The 15,359-nt window shown below is 49.8% G+C and carries 7 protein-coding genes; 2 read left to right on the top strand and 5 right to left on the bottom strand.

Annotated elements, in window-relative coordinates; all coding sequences use genetic code 11:
* Positions 1–172: 172 nt before the first annotated feature.
* The gene (hrpA, locus tag KDK15_RS16565; RefSeq protein ID WP_257296498.1) at positions 173–4,069 is read left to right on the top strand and encodes an ATP-dependent RNA helicase HrpA; all 3,897 of its coding nucleotides are present in this window, start codon (positions 173–175) and stop codon (positions 4,067–4,069) included.
* A gap of 234 nt (positions 4,070–4,303) precedes the next feature.
* Here hrpA and KDK15_RS16560 read toward each other — a convergent pair whose 3' ends face one another.
* From KDK15_RS16560 to KDK15_RS16540, 5 genes are all read right to left on the bottom strand, one after another.
* Positions 4,304–5,665, bottom strand: coding sequence for a hypothetical protein (locus tag KDK15_RS16560; RefSeq protein WP_257296497.1), 1,362 nt, complete (start codon positions 5,663–5,665; stop codon positions 4,304–4,306).
* Positions 5,666–5,861: 196 nt separating this feature from the next.
* Positions 5,862–7,304 carry a bifunctional D-glycero-beta-D-manno-heptose-7-phosphate kinase/D-glycero-beta-D-manno-heptose 1-phosphate adenylyltransferase HldE gene (gene hldE, locus KDK15_RS16555; protein ID WP_257296496.1) on the bottom strand — a complete coding sequence of 481 codons (1,443 nt, stop codon included), beginning with the start codon at positions 7,302–7,304 and terminating at the stop codon, positions 5,862–5,864.
* Between the two features lie 285 nt (positions 7,305–7,589).
* Positions 7,590–8,819: a hypothetical protein gene (locus KDK15_RS16550; protein WP_257296495.1), complete on the bottom strand. Its 1,230-nt coding sequence runs from the start codon at positions 8,817–8,819 to the stop codon at positions 7,590–7,592.
* A 327-nt stretch (positions 8,820–9,146) separates the two neighbouring features.
* Complete coding sequence (msbA, locus tag KDK15_RS16545) at positions 9,147–10,961, bottom strand: lipid A export permease/ATP-binding protein MsbA (RefSeq protein WP_257296494.1); 1,815 nt, start codon at positions 10,959–10,961, stop codon at positions 9,147–9,149.
* 380 nt (positions 10,962–11,341) lie between these two features.
* Complete coding sequence (locus KDK15_RS16540) at positions 11,342–13,144, bottom strand: CyaA/EF/ExoY family adenylyl cyclase toxin (RefSeq protein ID WP_257296493.1); 1,803 nt, start codon at positions 13,142–13,144, stop codon at positions 11,342–11,344.
* A 263-nt stretch (positions 13,145–13,407) separates the two neighbouring features.
* On the opposite strand from KDK15_RS16540, the gene typA reads away from it, so the two are divergent.
* Positions 13,408–15,273: a translational GTPase TypA gene (gene typA / locus KDK15_RS16535; RefSeq protein ID WP_257296492.1), complete on the top strand. Its 1,866-nt coding sequence runs from the start codon at positions 13,408–13,410 to the stop codon at positions 15,271–15,273.
* The last annotated feature ends 86 nt before the right edge of the window (positions 15,274–15,359 follow it).

The raw sequence follows: 15,359 nt of genomic DNA, 5'->3' as shown, positions 1-15,359 counted from the left end.
TTATTGGATAACATCGAAAATGTGGAAGTTATTTCAGGACAGTTCCTTATCCGGGTAATGACAGTTGCCCGGCAAATTTAATGAGTGGTTAGAATTCCTATCAGGCGGCCATTCAGGCCGCTTTTCAAACTAATATAATCATTGCTGATTCCATATAAACGAGAGTACCTGGGTGTTCGGCTTTTCCGATAAGCAACTGCGCCAGTCCATCAATCAATGCATGATACGTGATCGTTATCGCTTGCGTGGTCAATTGCGTCGGCTTAAACGGGATGATGAGGCAGGTCTGGACCGGATCCGGCAAAAAATAGCGTCATCGCTGTTGCTGGTAGAGCAGAGACAAGCCGCTCTTCCTGAGATCCGTTATGAGCAGGCGCTACCGGTGATTGACCGGAAAGAGGATATAGTCAGGGCTATCCGTGATCACCAGGTGGTGGTGATCGCCGGTGAAACGGGCTCAGGTAAGACTACCCAGTTGCCAAAAATCTGTCTTGAGGCGGGGCGTGGTATTTTTGGCACGATTGCCCATACCCAGCCTCGCCGACTGGCTGCCCGTTCCGTTGCCAATCGCATTGCAGAAGAGCTCGGGGGAGTGCTGGGCGAGCAGGTTGGTTACCAGGTGCGTTTCACCGATCACTCCACAGAAACCACCCTGATCAAGTTGATGACTGACGGTATTCTGCTGGCTGAGATTCAGAATGACCGTTTTCTTAACCGCTATGACACCCTGATCATTGATGAAGCCCATGAGCGCAGCCTGAATATTGATTTTCTTCTGGGCTTTATCAAACTGATTCTGCCTAAACGACCAGACCTGAAAGTCATCATCACGTCGGCCACCATTGATGTCGAACGGTTTTCAAAGCATTTCGATCATGCGCCGGTGATCGAAGTCTCAGGCAGAACCTATCCGGTAGAGACTTTGTATCGTCCGCTGGAAGATCTCGAATTGGCAGGGCGTGATGCTGACCAGCGATTACAGCAGGGGATTCTGGCAGCACTGGAAGAGATTGACAGCCTTGAGCGTGCAGGAAAGAGTAAACGACTGGGCGATGTCCTGGTGTTTCTCAGTGGTGAACGGGATATCCGGGAAACTCACCAGTTTCTTCGGGATGCAAAACTGCCCCATACTGAAATTCTGCCACTGTATGCCCGCCTTTCTGCCGCTGAGCAGAACCGGATCTTCCAGGAACACTCCGGTCGTCGTGTTATTCTGTCGACCAACGTTGCAGAAACCTCGTTAACGGTCCCGGGCATTCGCTATGTGATTGATCCGGGCACTGCCCGTATCAGCCGCTACAGTGTCCGGTCAAAAGTTCAGCGACTGCCGGTCGAAGCCGTGTCACAGGCATCGGCCAACCAGCGTAAAGGGCGCTGTGGTCGTGTCGCCGAAGGTATCTGTATTCGCCTTTACTCTGAGGAGGATTTTCTTTCCCGCCCGGAGTTTACCGATCCAGAGATTCTCAGAACCAACCTCGCTGCAGTTATCTTGCAGATGCTGCGGATGGGGCTGGGCGATATTGCCGCGTTTCCGTTTGTTGATCCACCGGATGGCAAAGCAATTAATGATGGCTTCAAGCTGCTGCAGGAACTGGTGGCGGTGGGTAAAGACCGGCGCATTACCCCGGTTGGCCGACAGCTGGGACAGCTGCCGGTAGATCCTCGCCTTGGACGGATGCTGATTGAGGCGAATAACAATAATGCCTTGCATGAAGTGTTGATTATTGTCAGTGCCCTGGCGGCACAGGATCCCAGGGAACGCCCGCAGGACAAGCAGCAGGCCGCAGATCAACGACACCGTGAGTTTTATCACGATGACTCGGACTTTATGACTTATGTGAATCTCTGGGCAGCCTATGAGGAACAGCGGCAGGCACTGTCCCAGAACCAGCTGCGCAAATACTGCAATAAACAGTTCCTGTCTTTTATGCGCATGCGCGAGTGGCGCGACCTCCATCGACAGTTGACCTTGGCCTGTAAAGACCTGCAATTCCGCTTGAATGACAGCCCTGCCAGCTATGGCGATGTTCATAAGTCACTGCTAGCCGGCCTTTTGTCCCAGCTTGGCAGTAAAGATGATGAAGCGGATTATATGGGGGCCAGAAACCGGCGCTTCTATCTGTTTCCGGCATCGACGCTTTATAAGCGCAAGCCAAAATGGGTGATGGCTGCGGAGTTGGTGGAAACCTCCAGGCTCTTTGCCCGAACCAATGCCAGGCTGGAGCCCCAATGGATTGAGCCGCTGGCAACTCACCTGGTGAAGCGGAATTATTTTGAACCCCACTGGGAGAAGAAACCTGCCCAGGTGGTGGCGTTTGAGCAGGTCACTCTGTATGGATTGATCGTTGTCGGTCGTCGTCGGGTGAATTATGGTCCGGTAGATCCGGTGGTTGCCCGGGAGATCTTTATCCGTGAAGCCCTGGTTGAAGGGCACCTTGATTCCAAAGGCGTGTTTCAGCAGCATAACCTGGCATTGATTGACGAAGTGAATGAGCTGGAAGCGAAGTCCCGTCGCCGGGATATTCTTGTGGACAGTGACACGCTCTACCACTTTTACGATGCCCTGATTCCTGAGGATATCTGTAACGGTGCGGGCTTTGAGAAGTGGCGCAAGGGGGCTGAACGACAGAAGCCTGATTTGCTCCACCTCACCAAAGACTATCTGATGCAGCATGAAGCAGAGCATATCACCGTCAACAGGTATCCGGATCGCTTCCACTGGGAGGGGTTGGAGCTGCCCCTCAGTTATCACTTTGCCCCGGGTGAGCCGGATGACGGCGTAACTCTGACCGTGCCGGTCGAGGCATTAAGGTTGTTGCCAAAGCATCGTCTGGAATGGCTGGTGCCCGGGATGCTGTTCGACAAGTGTGTGGCCCTGGTTCGATCCATGCCCAAACCGGTGCGTAAAAACTTTGTCCCTGTGCCTGATTTTGTCAACGGTGCCCTGGAATCTCTTTCTGCCTGTGATGAGCCGCTGACCGAAATGCTTGGGCGGCAGCTGACCCGTATGTCCGGTGTGCCTATCCTCGAAGAGTACTGGAATAGGGATAACCTGGATGCGCACTTGCTGATGAATATCCGGGTAGTGAATGAAGATGGCGATGTTATTGGCCAGGGGCGTGATTTGCATCAGCTCAGGCAACAGTTCTCTGAACATGTACAGGATACCATCCGTAAGCTGGCGAAAAGTCATCTGGAACAGGAAGATCTGCTGGACTGGACCTGTGGAGAGCTGCCCCATGAGATTACCCGGAAAGCCGGGGGGCTGGTATTAAAGTCATACCCGGCCCTGGTTGACCAGCGTGATTCAGTGGCTGTTCAGCTGTTTGAAAGTCCGGCGATGGCCGATTTTGAAAACCGCAAAGGGCTGATCCGACTGCTCAGGATCAGGCTGTCCACCCAGCTTAAGTTTGCCTTGAGTAAAATGGCCAGATTGAAGGAAACCCGGTTGCTGGCGACGAATCTGGTGCATCAGAGTCAGCTGGAAGATGATTTACAGAGTTTGATTATCAGCGGCGTCTATCTGAATAATGACAATGGGTTGCCCAGAAACCGTGACTCATTTCTGGCATTGCTTGAGCAGCATAAAGGCGACATTGTGCCTTTTGCCGAGAAGGTTGATCCCATTGTGAATGAGATCTTTCGTATTGCCCAGGGGGTGAGTCGTCAATTGAAAGGAAAGATCAGCTTCGACCGGGCATTGGCGCTGGCTGATATCAAGCAGCATGTGCAAAGGTTGTTGCAACCGGGATTTATGAGTTCAGCCGGTATGGAGTGGTTAAGTCATTATCCCCGTTACTTCAAGGCGCTTGAGGTCAGGTTGGAAAAGCTGCCAGCCCAGGTAAACCGAGATCGGGCCTGGACGGAAGAGTTGACCGCTCTTCAGCAGAAATATGACAAGCGCCGGGAGGCTCATAGCCAGCATAAGGTGATCGATCAAAATCTTCAGCAGTTCTATTGGATGATTGAAGAGTACCGGGTTTCCCTGTTTGCCCAGCAACTGGGTACCCGCTTTCCGGTATCAGACAAACGTCTTCGTAAACTGTGGGAACAGGTTGAGGATATTTAAGCAAGGTTACTCCCTCGGGAAGTTCAGACTTGTCGTCAAACTGAGTCTCATATTTTCCAAAGCCATACAGCCCTTCGGAGATCCGTGTTTTTCCGGTTATCTTTACCCGGGCGCGGGATTTATCTTTGAATGAGTCAGTGTCGGCACTTTTATTTTCGTCAGAGATATTAAAACGGGCTTCTGCAAAACCTCCAACCTTTAGTGCCGGGGATTTAATCAGGGCTTTTTGCGTCTTTAAGGACTGCGATCAATCATATTCTCATGCATGCAGGCTGAATAAATATAATCGTCCTCTGGAAAGTCAATGGTCACTATATTCACTCGGTTATTGTGACTGCGGGCAGTGTTGGCGGCATATCGTAAAAATCCGGATGGGTAGCGTAAGGTTTTGACAAATGATCGCAGGCTGGATGGTTGACCGGGGATTGCCCCCTGCTTCAGATCATCCGGGCTTTCTGTCAGGGTCATCTGGGTAATATGAAGCCGGTTGTTTTTACGATGCACAAGATTGTTGGTAATACTGTCCAGAAGTGGGTAGGGGCGGTTTTTATTATGCCAGCGGTTGGACAGTGTTTCCTCGGTTGACCAGCCAGAAAATACCGGTGAATGAAGCGTGGATAACACAATAATCTGATATCCACTGTTCTGGAATTGCCGGATACTATCTGAGGGGCTCATCTGTGGGGGAGCAATACTGCTGCCAAAATTTTTATGTAAAACCTGAAATAATTCATCAATATCAGCTTGAATCATGCCAAAGGGCTCATGGATATGAAAAATGATGATTTCTCTGGGGTTTTCGTTTAAAAACCGCTTGATACCCATGATGATATTATCAATGGATGCGCCCGCAAGCCCATGGACAGTAACCAGATGGCCATTTATTTTTCTGGGACGTATATCCAGATAGCGAACCCCCGCCGCTAATTGCTGATAAGTGTCCAGCCCCTGGGTCACTGCCCACCACCGCACCAACTCTTTAAATGGCGTAAACAAATAGCTTTCAGAATAATAATCAAACAACTTCTTCAAATTTTCCCACATATGAGGGTCTTCATCGGAGAACGCTGTGATGTCATAACTGCCGCTGTCATGGGTACCCGGAATGCATATTTGATTCAGTGGCGTATCAACGCTTTGATAGAGTTCGGTCATCCACTGGCCGGGTTCTGGCAACGGGTCGTTAGCGTCAAAATCCTGCACCAGATTGATGCCGTATAGTTCGCTGATGCGCCCCGATTTGCCCAATTCGATACGGATCCCGTTCAATAATGAGGTGGGAAAGGCTTTTCTGAAGCTCCATTTTTTGAAGAATCGGGACTCATGAATGATCAGGCTCTCTTCCGGCTTGATATCACGGCACCACAGCTGGCCACGTTTCAAATTCATTGGCTTCCCATCGGCAGGAAAAATCGTATTCCCATTGCTTTCGATGGTAATGCCAATGCCAACATTGCTCGCCACTGCGGAGTAAACCCGGGAAAGTTGATTGTCCAGGCAGAATTGATCTTCCTGAAATCCAGAGCATGTTAATGATGTTGTCATTAAGGTCAGGGAAACGATCCATCGTGTAACCACGGTTAATTTCTCAAGCATGGGTCTGATCGATATATCGGCCCTTGATAAGTCCGGTTAATGAGTACTTGTTATTTGACCTGTCAGATCGGATGCCGTTAAGCCAGACAATCAGAACAATAAAAAAGAGGATAGTCTGCCGGGTAATGCCCGGCAGACGATTCAGGAGATCAGGGGCTGGTCACATGTCTGGTTATGACCATAACCTAAGCAATCATCAGGCAGGTTGTGCTTCTTTTTCATCGCGGATTTTATCGACAATGGCTGTCGTTGAGCAGTTCTCCAGGAAAGCCAGCACTTTTACTTCACCACCGTATTTATGAACAATGGGGGCGCCGACCACTTCATCCAGTGAATAGTCGCCACCTTTTACCAGTACGTCCGGCTTGATTGCCTGAATCAGATTTTCCGGGGTATCTTCATCAAAACTGACAACCCAGTCCACCGCTTCCAGGCCAGCAAGTACCGCCATGCGGCGGTCCACAGGATTAATGGGGCGGCCTTCACCTTTCAGGCGAGTGACAGAATCATCGCCATTAATGGCAAGAATCAGCCTGTCTCCCTGATTGCGTGCCTGCTCCAGGTAGCCAACATGGCCAGCATGGAGGATATCAAAACAGCCATTGGTAAATACGATCTTTTCGCCGTGAGCCCTGGCATCTTCAACGGCAACCATCAATTGCTCTGCAGATACGGCACCTCTTTCAGTGCCCAGTTCCCGGTTAACTTCACGTCTCAGTTCGGGCATGGAGACACTGGCGGTGCCCAACTTGGCCACAACAATGCCTGCGGCAATATTGGCAAGACCGGCAGCCTGGGGCAGGTTACAGCCAGCGGCCAGGGAGGCGGCAAATACCGAAATAACCGTATCGCCTGCACCCGTCACATCGAAGACTTCTCTGGCTCTTGCCGGGAAGTGAACTTCAGGCTCATTTTGCCGGATCAGGGTCATACCGTGTTCGCTGCGGGTAATAAGCAGTGCTCCCAGTTCCAGGTTTTTTAACAGTTGTTGGCCTTTATTGACCAGCTCTTCTTCGCTGCGGCAGGGGCCAACAATAGTCTCAAACTCTTTCAGATTGGGGGTTATCACCGTGGCGCCACGATAACGCTCAAAGCTGCTGCCTTTGGGATCAACGAGAACAGAAATATTATGAGACCGGGCCAGGCGAATCAGCTGCTGGCAGCCCTGCAGGGTTCCCTTGCTGTAATCAGAAAGGACAATAGCGCTCAGGTTGTGGATAAGCTGGGCGGCTTTTTCTTCAATAACATCGGGACTCAGACCATCAAAGGCTTCTTCATGATCCAGGCGAATCAATTGTTGATGCTGGGAAATGACCCGTAACTTGGTAATGGTCGGCACTCCCGGGATTCGGGCAAAGCTGCAGTAAATGCCTGCGGCCTCCAGTCGGGTCTGAAGAGCATCGGCGGCTTCATCATCACCGGTTGCCGCGATAACCCATGCCGGTGCGCCCAGTGTGGCAATATTGAGAGCAACATTGCCCGCCCCGCCCGGACGGTCTTCTATCTGCCCGACTTTGACTACAGGCACCGGAGCTTCCGGTGAAATCCGGGAGGTGGCACCGTGCCAGTATCGATCCAGCATGATATCGCCAATTACCAGGACTTTGGCCAGATCAAAACGGGGAATCGTCAATTTCATCAATGAGGTCCAGTCAGCTTAATCGCAGTTGCTTACCATACCACAGCCGTGCGATATGCACCTTAAAGTCAGTTGACGGGTATTTTGGCAAAGGCTGTGCAGCGTATGCTGGTACAACTTATGCCTCTTGTTTCGCGTTTCCGGATCCGGGAGCATTACAGCTGTTTTACGGTAAATTGGCGACTTTACCATAGATGTTTTCTGCTGCGTAAGTGAGAAAGAATATTAATCCTGTGACGTCAGATGGTCGTCGTGCTCCTCGACACCAATATCATCACCTTCAGCTTAGATATCCTGGCATTTAGACAGGTATTTTTGAAGTTTATTATTCTGTGAGTCTTTAAGTTCAGTAGCGTATTGAGGGTTTTGTTCAAGTAGTATTTTAAGGCTGGCTGTATCATTACGCTGGATCAGCAAAGCGATTTCTTTGGCAAGGGATTGTGTGCTTTCCAAGGGGGTTTCAAGTTTATAAGAGCTTTCTGGGGCTACTGTTGGTGACGGTTGAGCTAATTCAGATGGTGGGGGTTCTTTGGGTTTTGAAGATCTTGCCTCTTTCGCGCGCAACAGCAACATCTTTTCCAGATGATTTAAGATATGGGTTTGAAATTTTGCCAGGTTTTCTGATTGAACTTCATTTGTTCTTGGGAAATGAGTTACCCCTGCCGGGTCCAGCTGAGCCCTTTTGAGCAACCCATGGTAGGGGTGGCTTTCAGCCATGGACTTTGAGAATGAGGTGATTAATTTGAAGGGTGGGATGTGACCGGGTTGTGTTTTGCCACAGGGAACAATAAGCGTTTTATCCCGGATTTTCCATAATCCCAACGTTTTGAAAAGTATGGCAAGGTCACAATTATTATCGTCACTGGTATCAGGGCAGGTTGAGTCAGCGCCTTTGGGTGAATTGGATATTGAGTCAGTAACTGTACTTTCGGTTTGAGCCTGAGCACGCTTCGGGGGCGCAGAATGATCATAAAAAGTACAAATTGTAGAAAGCAATGCCCCAATAAAATCTGTAGCGGTAGAAGCTGTTTTAAAAGGGTCGTCAGGTATAAAAAACGTAACACCCTGGTGGGAGATGGTCTCAGTAATTATTCCGTTTCCTGAATCAGGTTGGAAAAGGCACGATATTTGAAATGTATCATGTTCCCAGAACATTTTTCTTACGTCCGTTTTATCAGGTGAAAATAATTCTGCCATTAAAACGTGCTTTGGTATGTTGGAGACTCTGCGGGTTGCCATATTCAATGTACCTGACAGAAAAGCCTCGGCAATGTGTGCCGGGTTTTCCTTGTCAAACCTACCCAGTTGAATTGATCGGACTATCAACGCTCTCCTGCATTTGGTCATGAAATCGATGAGTTCTTGATAGATTAAATTTTTTGGGTATTTAGTCGAGATGTCTTGCCATTCCCGAATACATTCTTTCAACTCGTTGGGAACAGAACTTTCAGTAATATCATTATTTTGGGTGTTATTTAGCTGTATAGAAGAACCGGAGCCTGAAGAGGCAAGCATTGTAGTGTATGAACTACTGTCACAGGTAAGAACAGCTCTTGCTTCAATGTTAGTGGTCTTGGTGGATGTTATGTCATTTGAACCTGACTGACTGGATGTATGAGTCTGACATTCTGCAACTGTTCTGTGGGAAGGAAAAACGCATTTGGAGCTATCGGTAGCGGGTGCTAAAGGCTGAGTTAACTGACTTGTGGAAGGTACTGGTGAAAAGCCTGCCGGGTCAGTGCTTCGATATGTTTCCATTGAAAATCCCTGTTTTGGCTCAAGATATAACCAGGTAGGATTAAAAAAGGGAGTAAAAGTTCCATTTTCTCCCTGTGTAATATTTTAAACTTGCTCTTCGGCAACAGGCGGTTCATCCTGAAACTGCATCTTGTGCAGTTTGGCGTAATGTTCGCCTTTCGCCAGCAGTTCAGTATGAGTACCCCGTTCAATAATTCGGCCATGCTCCATCATCAGGATGCAGTCGGCATTTTCAATGGTTGAGAGGCGGTGGGCAATCACCAGGGTGGTACGGTCTTTCATGATGCTATCCAGGGCTGCCTGAATATGGCGCTCGGATTCCGTATCCAGGGCTGAGGTTGCTTCATCCAGAATCAGGATTGGGGCATCTTTAAGAACCGCACGGGCAATGGCCAGACGCTGACGCTGGCCACCGGAGAGGAGAACGCCATCTTCGCCAACAATCGTGTGAATACCATCCGACATGTCTTTGATGAACTCTGTGGCATGGGCCGCTTCTGCGGCCAGCCGGATATCTTCCTCATCTGCGGCATCCCCCAGGGCACCATAGGCAATATTTCTGGCGACGGTATCATTGAACAGGGTGATGTTTTGGCTGACCAGGGCAATATGGCCGCGCAGGTTTCTCAATTCAAAGTCATTCAGGGGGACACCGTCAATCAGGATATCGCCTTCGGTATGGTTATAGAACCTGGGAACAAGATTGGCGAGTGTGCTCTTGCCGGAACCGGATCGACCCACCAGGGCGTAGGTTTGTCCGGGTTCAATGGTGAAGTTGATGTCCTTCAATGCGGGTGATTCAGCACCAGAATAGGTAAAACCTATCTGCTTGAATTCAACACAGCCAGTTACCCGGTCACAGGTGTACTGGCCATTATTGGCTTCTGGTGTTTCATCCATCATGGCGAAAATACTTTCCGCAGCCGCTATGCCTTTCTGGATATTGGCATTCACTTCACTGAGCTGGCGGATCGGCTTTGGTAACAGGGCTGCTGCCGTCACATAACCGACCAGTATTGCTGTGGTTGAGTCGCCTTTGACAAACAAAACCATAAACAGCAAAAGAGCAAGGGCTATGGAGACAATGAATTGCAGAACCGGCGTATGGACGGAGCCCGCTTTGGCCAGTTTAAGGTTCTGGCGGGTATTGGCTGCACTGGAAGCACGGAAGCGATCACATTCATAACCTTCACCACCAAACCCCCTGACTTCCCGATAGCCATAAATGGTTTCCGAGGTCACATGGGTCAGGTCCCCCATGGAATTTTGAATATTTCTGCTGATCCTGCGGAAACGTTTGCTGGCATAGGCAACCACCAGGGCGATGATTGGCAATGCGGCAATAAATATCAGGGTCATCTTCCAGCTGGTGTAAAACAGGAAACCGAGCAGGAAGACAACGGTCAACCCTTCCCGGACGGCAACACGAATGGCATCGGTAGCCGCGGAAGTCACCAGGCTGACGTTATAGGTAATGCGGGCAATCAAGTGACCGGAATTGTTGTTATCAAAGAATACATTGGGCAGGTTGACCATGCGCTCGAACATCTCGGTTCTCAGATCATGGATAACAAAGTTGGCGACCTTGGAGATGTAGTAATTACCCAGATAAGAGCCGATGCCCCGAACGATGGCGATAATGACCATCAGTGCCGGGATCAGCCAGAGTGATGTAATGCCTGAGCTGTAAAGCCATTCCCAGTCCTGCAGCAGGGTGACCTCTTCACCTTCCAGTGCCTGAACAAAGTATTCAAGAAGCTTGGCAAAGGCGGGCTGGGTCAGGGCAAAGATGGCCAGGCCAAGCAGGCTCAGGGCAAAATAGCCCGTATAGGGTTTTACGTAAGTCAGCAGTCGAAGGTAAATCTGCAGACTGCCAGCATTAGGGTTCTGTTCTGACATGGTATAGGATCATTTCCGGCTCTGGACAGGCGTTGCCATGAGCGTAAGTGCCACTTCCCTGTTAATTAAAAGATAAGTCTGGCTGGGAAGAACGTTCTGGCGGCATTTTCATAAAAAATAAAAATGAACCCGCGAGGATAACAGCGAAATCAGCCATTTAAAAAGCCTTTTTATCGAGCTTTGCGCAAGCGCTTCAGGAAAAATAGCAGGTTTGCTTATTCGGTTGCGGAAAAAATCTGACACCTGGATCAATAATCATGACCAGCACCAAGGCAAGCAGTGATGGAGGGGATTGATACGAATATTTTCATTCGCTATCTGGTTCGGGATGACCAGCCTCAGTATCGACAGGTTCTCAACTTCCTTATGAAATATCCGGGCTATGGATCGAAGTCAGAATCATCATCAGAATCAAACTCGCTGAAATCGGAAAGATCCGCTATTGAGTCTATCTCTGATCCCTGGTCAACGGATTCGTTACTGCTACTGAAGCTGACAGCGGAATCACGGCGCCCATTAACGTCACCTTTTAGATAGTCCTCCTGCTCAGAGATCAGCGCTGCCCGGTAATCGTCATCCGGGTTATCTGCCAGGGCCATTTGTTCAAGACCTCTGACAAACTCTTCAGGATCGATTAACGAAGCTTTCATACTGGCTGCCACACTGGCCTTGGCATTGAGAAAACTGTTATTTTTCAGACGGGCTTTCCAGAGTGGATTTTGCTGGACCGCATAACCTCGATTCATCAGCTCACCAAGAACAGAGTGAAACTGCTCTTCATTGAAAATCATGCAAATCCCTTCAGCCATATTTAATGAGGCTGGCAGAAAAGCGGTAATGGGATAATTTGCCTGCTCATCAGTGGCCAGACTATGAACATCAACATTATGATGAATAACCCGGTGCTTTCTGCCCAATGCCCGTTCATAATAGCTAACCATATTCCGGGTTCGGTTTGATACATTCCCCATATCCGAGTCCTCCCTGAAGATGGTCTGCCCGGATTCATCTTTTACCGAATAAAAATCGTTCTGCAGTTTTTTTTCCACCTGGTCATAGTAAGCCAGTTTCTCCAGCAACACCTCTTTGGATATTTTCCCGGCAGCAAAGGATTTTTTCAGTCTTGATCGATACTGGTCTACATGGCGGGTGACAACCTGGTCTGACACCAACGGTATGGGTAATCGGTCTAAACGCTCCAGATCCAGTTTCTCCAGGGGAAAAACCTCCATCAGCGGATCAATATCTGCGGTCATTGGTTGTGCCGCTTCGCCAGGCTCTGTTGTCGGCTGCGCAATCACCATAACAGGCACTGGAGATATATGATCAGCGTCGTAAACAGCCCATTGGCCATCGGGTTCTCTTATCAACAGCTGGGTATGTTCAGGCCCGTCACTGCGATTGCAGGCCTGTGTCTTGAAATAGAGACACTGGGCACCGTGTTCATTAATGTGTTCATTTCGCTGATACAGATAGCCATTGCGCTCAAGCTCCTCAAGGCGGGCCTGGCTAATTCTTAATGGCACAGACTGGGCGTATTGGTTGCCGTTGCGATCTACCCCTTTCAGGCACTTTTCCGCCAGCTTGTTGTATTTCTCTATTTTACTGCCCTTGTCCAGAGCCAGTTTGCTGTATTGTTGAAGCACCGGAATGGTACCTGCCTGAGCCCCCCAGTTACTGCTTTTTGCCTTGATCCTGAAATGCTTGGTGGGCCACCCTTCATCAATCAGGGTGCGACAGACCGGTTCCACGGGTCGGGTAAACAGTGCTGCACCGCGCTTATCAGCGGCCTCTTTCAGCTGGCTTAGAAGATCATAGGGAATCCCCTGGAGGGAATGCGCTGAAACCCGTTGCAGGCCGGTAATCACTTTGTCCCGGGAGGTATGTTCCTGCACAGGGTCAGCCAGAGTGATCAATGATTCACTGAGGCTTTTTTGTGAATCCATCCGACTCGCTGGTCTGTCACTGTTAACACCCTTGCCAATGAGGGTATCACTGCTCTCAGTGATCGGGGAAACCTGCCGGGTATTGGCAAAAACACCCCGAGTGGTATCGTTGTCCGGCCTGAGTTTGTTTTCTTGAGCTGGATATTGAGTTGGTGTATTTGTGGTAATGTTTTTGGCCATAGTAATCAGGCTTCCCCAGCTCATCCCTTTGCGAGCGAAACTTTCAACGTTCTGCATCGGCAATCTTTGCTCCCGTTAAAGGACAGGTTATCCACAATTTCTCATGGCCAGCATAGTTGGTGGTGGGGGGGTGTAATTATAGAAATGATAACTCAAGGCGTCGTGATATTATGGAAGCGATGTGGCCTGAGGTATACCCAGTGAAGGCTGGTGAATCCAGGGGTCTTTAAAGCTTGCGTCACAATGGCCAGATAGATAGCATTGCCGCCATTTTAATTGTCGTATTTCAGGCATAACAGGTTTAGAAATTGTGTACAAAAATGTGTACATATTCTTTAAAAATTCAGGTTGAGAGGTTTAGTAATCCATTGGAAATTAATAAATTAAGAAATGTTGCCATTATTGCCCATGTAGACCACGGCAAGACCACGCTGGTGGATAAGCTGCTGCAGCAGTCAGGTACTCTGGGCCGTAAGGACCAGGGTGCTGAGCGTATCATGGACTCCAATGACCAGGAAAAAGAGCGTGGCATTACCATCCTGGCCAAGAACACCGCGATTGAGTGGCTTGATTTCCACATCAATATCGTTGATACCCCGGGACACGCTGACTTCGGTGGTGAAGTTGAGCGCGTACTCTCCATGGTTGACTCGGTTCTGCTGCTGGTGGATGCCGTTGATGGTCCGATGCCCCAGACCCGCTTTGTTACCCAGAAGGCCTTTGAGCAGGGCTTGAGCCCGATTGTGGTTATCAACAAGGTTGATCGTCCGGGCGCTCGCCCTGACTGGGTTATGGATCAGGTGTTTGATCTGTTTGATCGTCTGGGTGCTACGGATGAGCAGCTGGACTTCCCGGTGATTTACGCCTCCGCACTGAACGGTGTTGCCGGTGATGACCCGGACAATCTGGCAGATGACATGACGCCGCTGTTTGAGATGATTACTGAGCGTGTGCCTGCACCACCGGTCAATGTGGACGGTCCTTTCCAGATGCAGATCAGTGCACTGGATTACAACAGCTACGTCGGTGTTATCGGTATTGGCCGTATCACCCGTGGTGTGCTTAAGCCAGGTCAGCAGATTGTGCTGGTGGATCGTGATAACAAGCAGCGTAAGGCCAAAGTACAGCAGGTAATGGGGCATCTGGGGCTTGAGCGTGTTGAAGTGCCGGAAGCCCGTGCCGGTGATATTGTCTGCATTACCGGTATTGATAAGCTGAACATTTCTGACACAATCTGTGATCCTGAGCGTCCTGAAATGCTGCCGCCGCTGACGGTTGATGAGCCAACAGTGAGCATGACCTTCCAGGTGAATGACTCTCCATTTGCTGGTCAGGATGGCAAATTCGTCACCTCCCGTAATATCCGTGAGCGTCTCGATCGCGAACTGATCTCCAACGTAGCGTTACGTGTTGAGCAGGGTGATGATGCGGATAAGTTCAAGGTGTCCGGTCGTGGTGAACTGCACCTGTCCGTTCTGATTGAAACCATGCGCCGTGAAGGGTTTGAGCTGGCGGTTTCCCGTCCACAGGTGGTGGTAAAGGAAATTGACGGCGTGAAACAGGAGCCCTTTGAGCACGTGGTGGTGGACATTGAAGAACAGCACCAGGGACCGGTCATGGAAGAGCTTGGCCTGCGTCGTGCTGAACTGAAGGATATGGTGCCGGATGGTAAAGGCCGTGTGCGTCTTGATTTCATCATGCCTGCCCGTGGTCTGATCGGTTTCCGTTCCCAGTTCCTGACCATAACTTCAGGCAGCGGTATCCTGACTTCGATCTTCGATCACTATGGTGAAGTCAAGGGTGGGGGAGTTGGCCAGCGCAATAACGGGGTTCTCGTCTCCATGGTGAATGGTAAGGTGCTGGCTTATGCACTGTTCAGCTTGCAGGAGCGTGGCCGTCTGTTCATTAACCCTAACGTTGACGTCTATGAAGGCCAGATTATCGGTCTGCACAGTCGCGATAATGATTTGACGGTAAACCCGACCAAAGCCAAGCAGCTGACTAACGTTCGTGCCGCGGGTACCGATGAGAATATCATTCTGACGCCGCCGGTTCGCCACTCTCTGGAGCAGGCTCTGGAGTTTATTGATGATGATGAGCTGGTTGAGGTGACACCCAACCATATCCGTATTCGCAAAAAGTTCCTGAAGGAGCATGAGCGTAAGCGTGCAAGCCGCTCGAAGTAATACTGCGAATAACTGAAATACTGTAGTTGCATAACCGCTCCTAAAAACTTGCTCAAACCTGCTCAAAGTTATCTAAACCTGAGCAT

Source organism: Endozoicomonas sp. YOMI1 (assembly GCF_024606345.1).
Classification (GTDB): Bacteria; Pseudomonadota; Gammaproteobacteria; order Pseudomonadales; family Endozoicomonadaceae; genus Endozoicomonas.
This window is presented reverse-complemented; position numbering and strand designations above follow the sequence as displayed.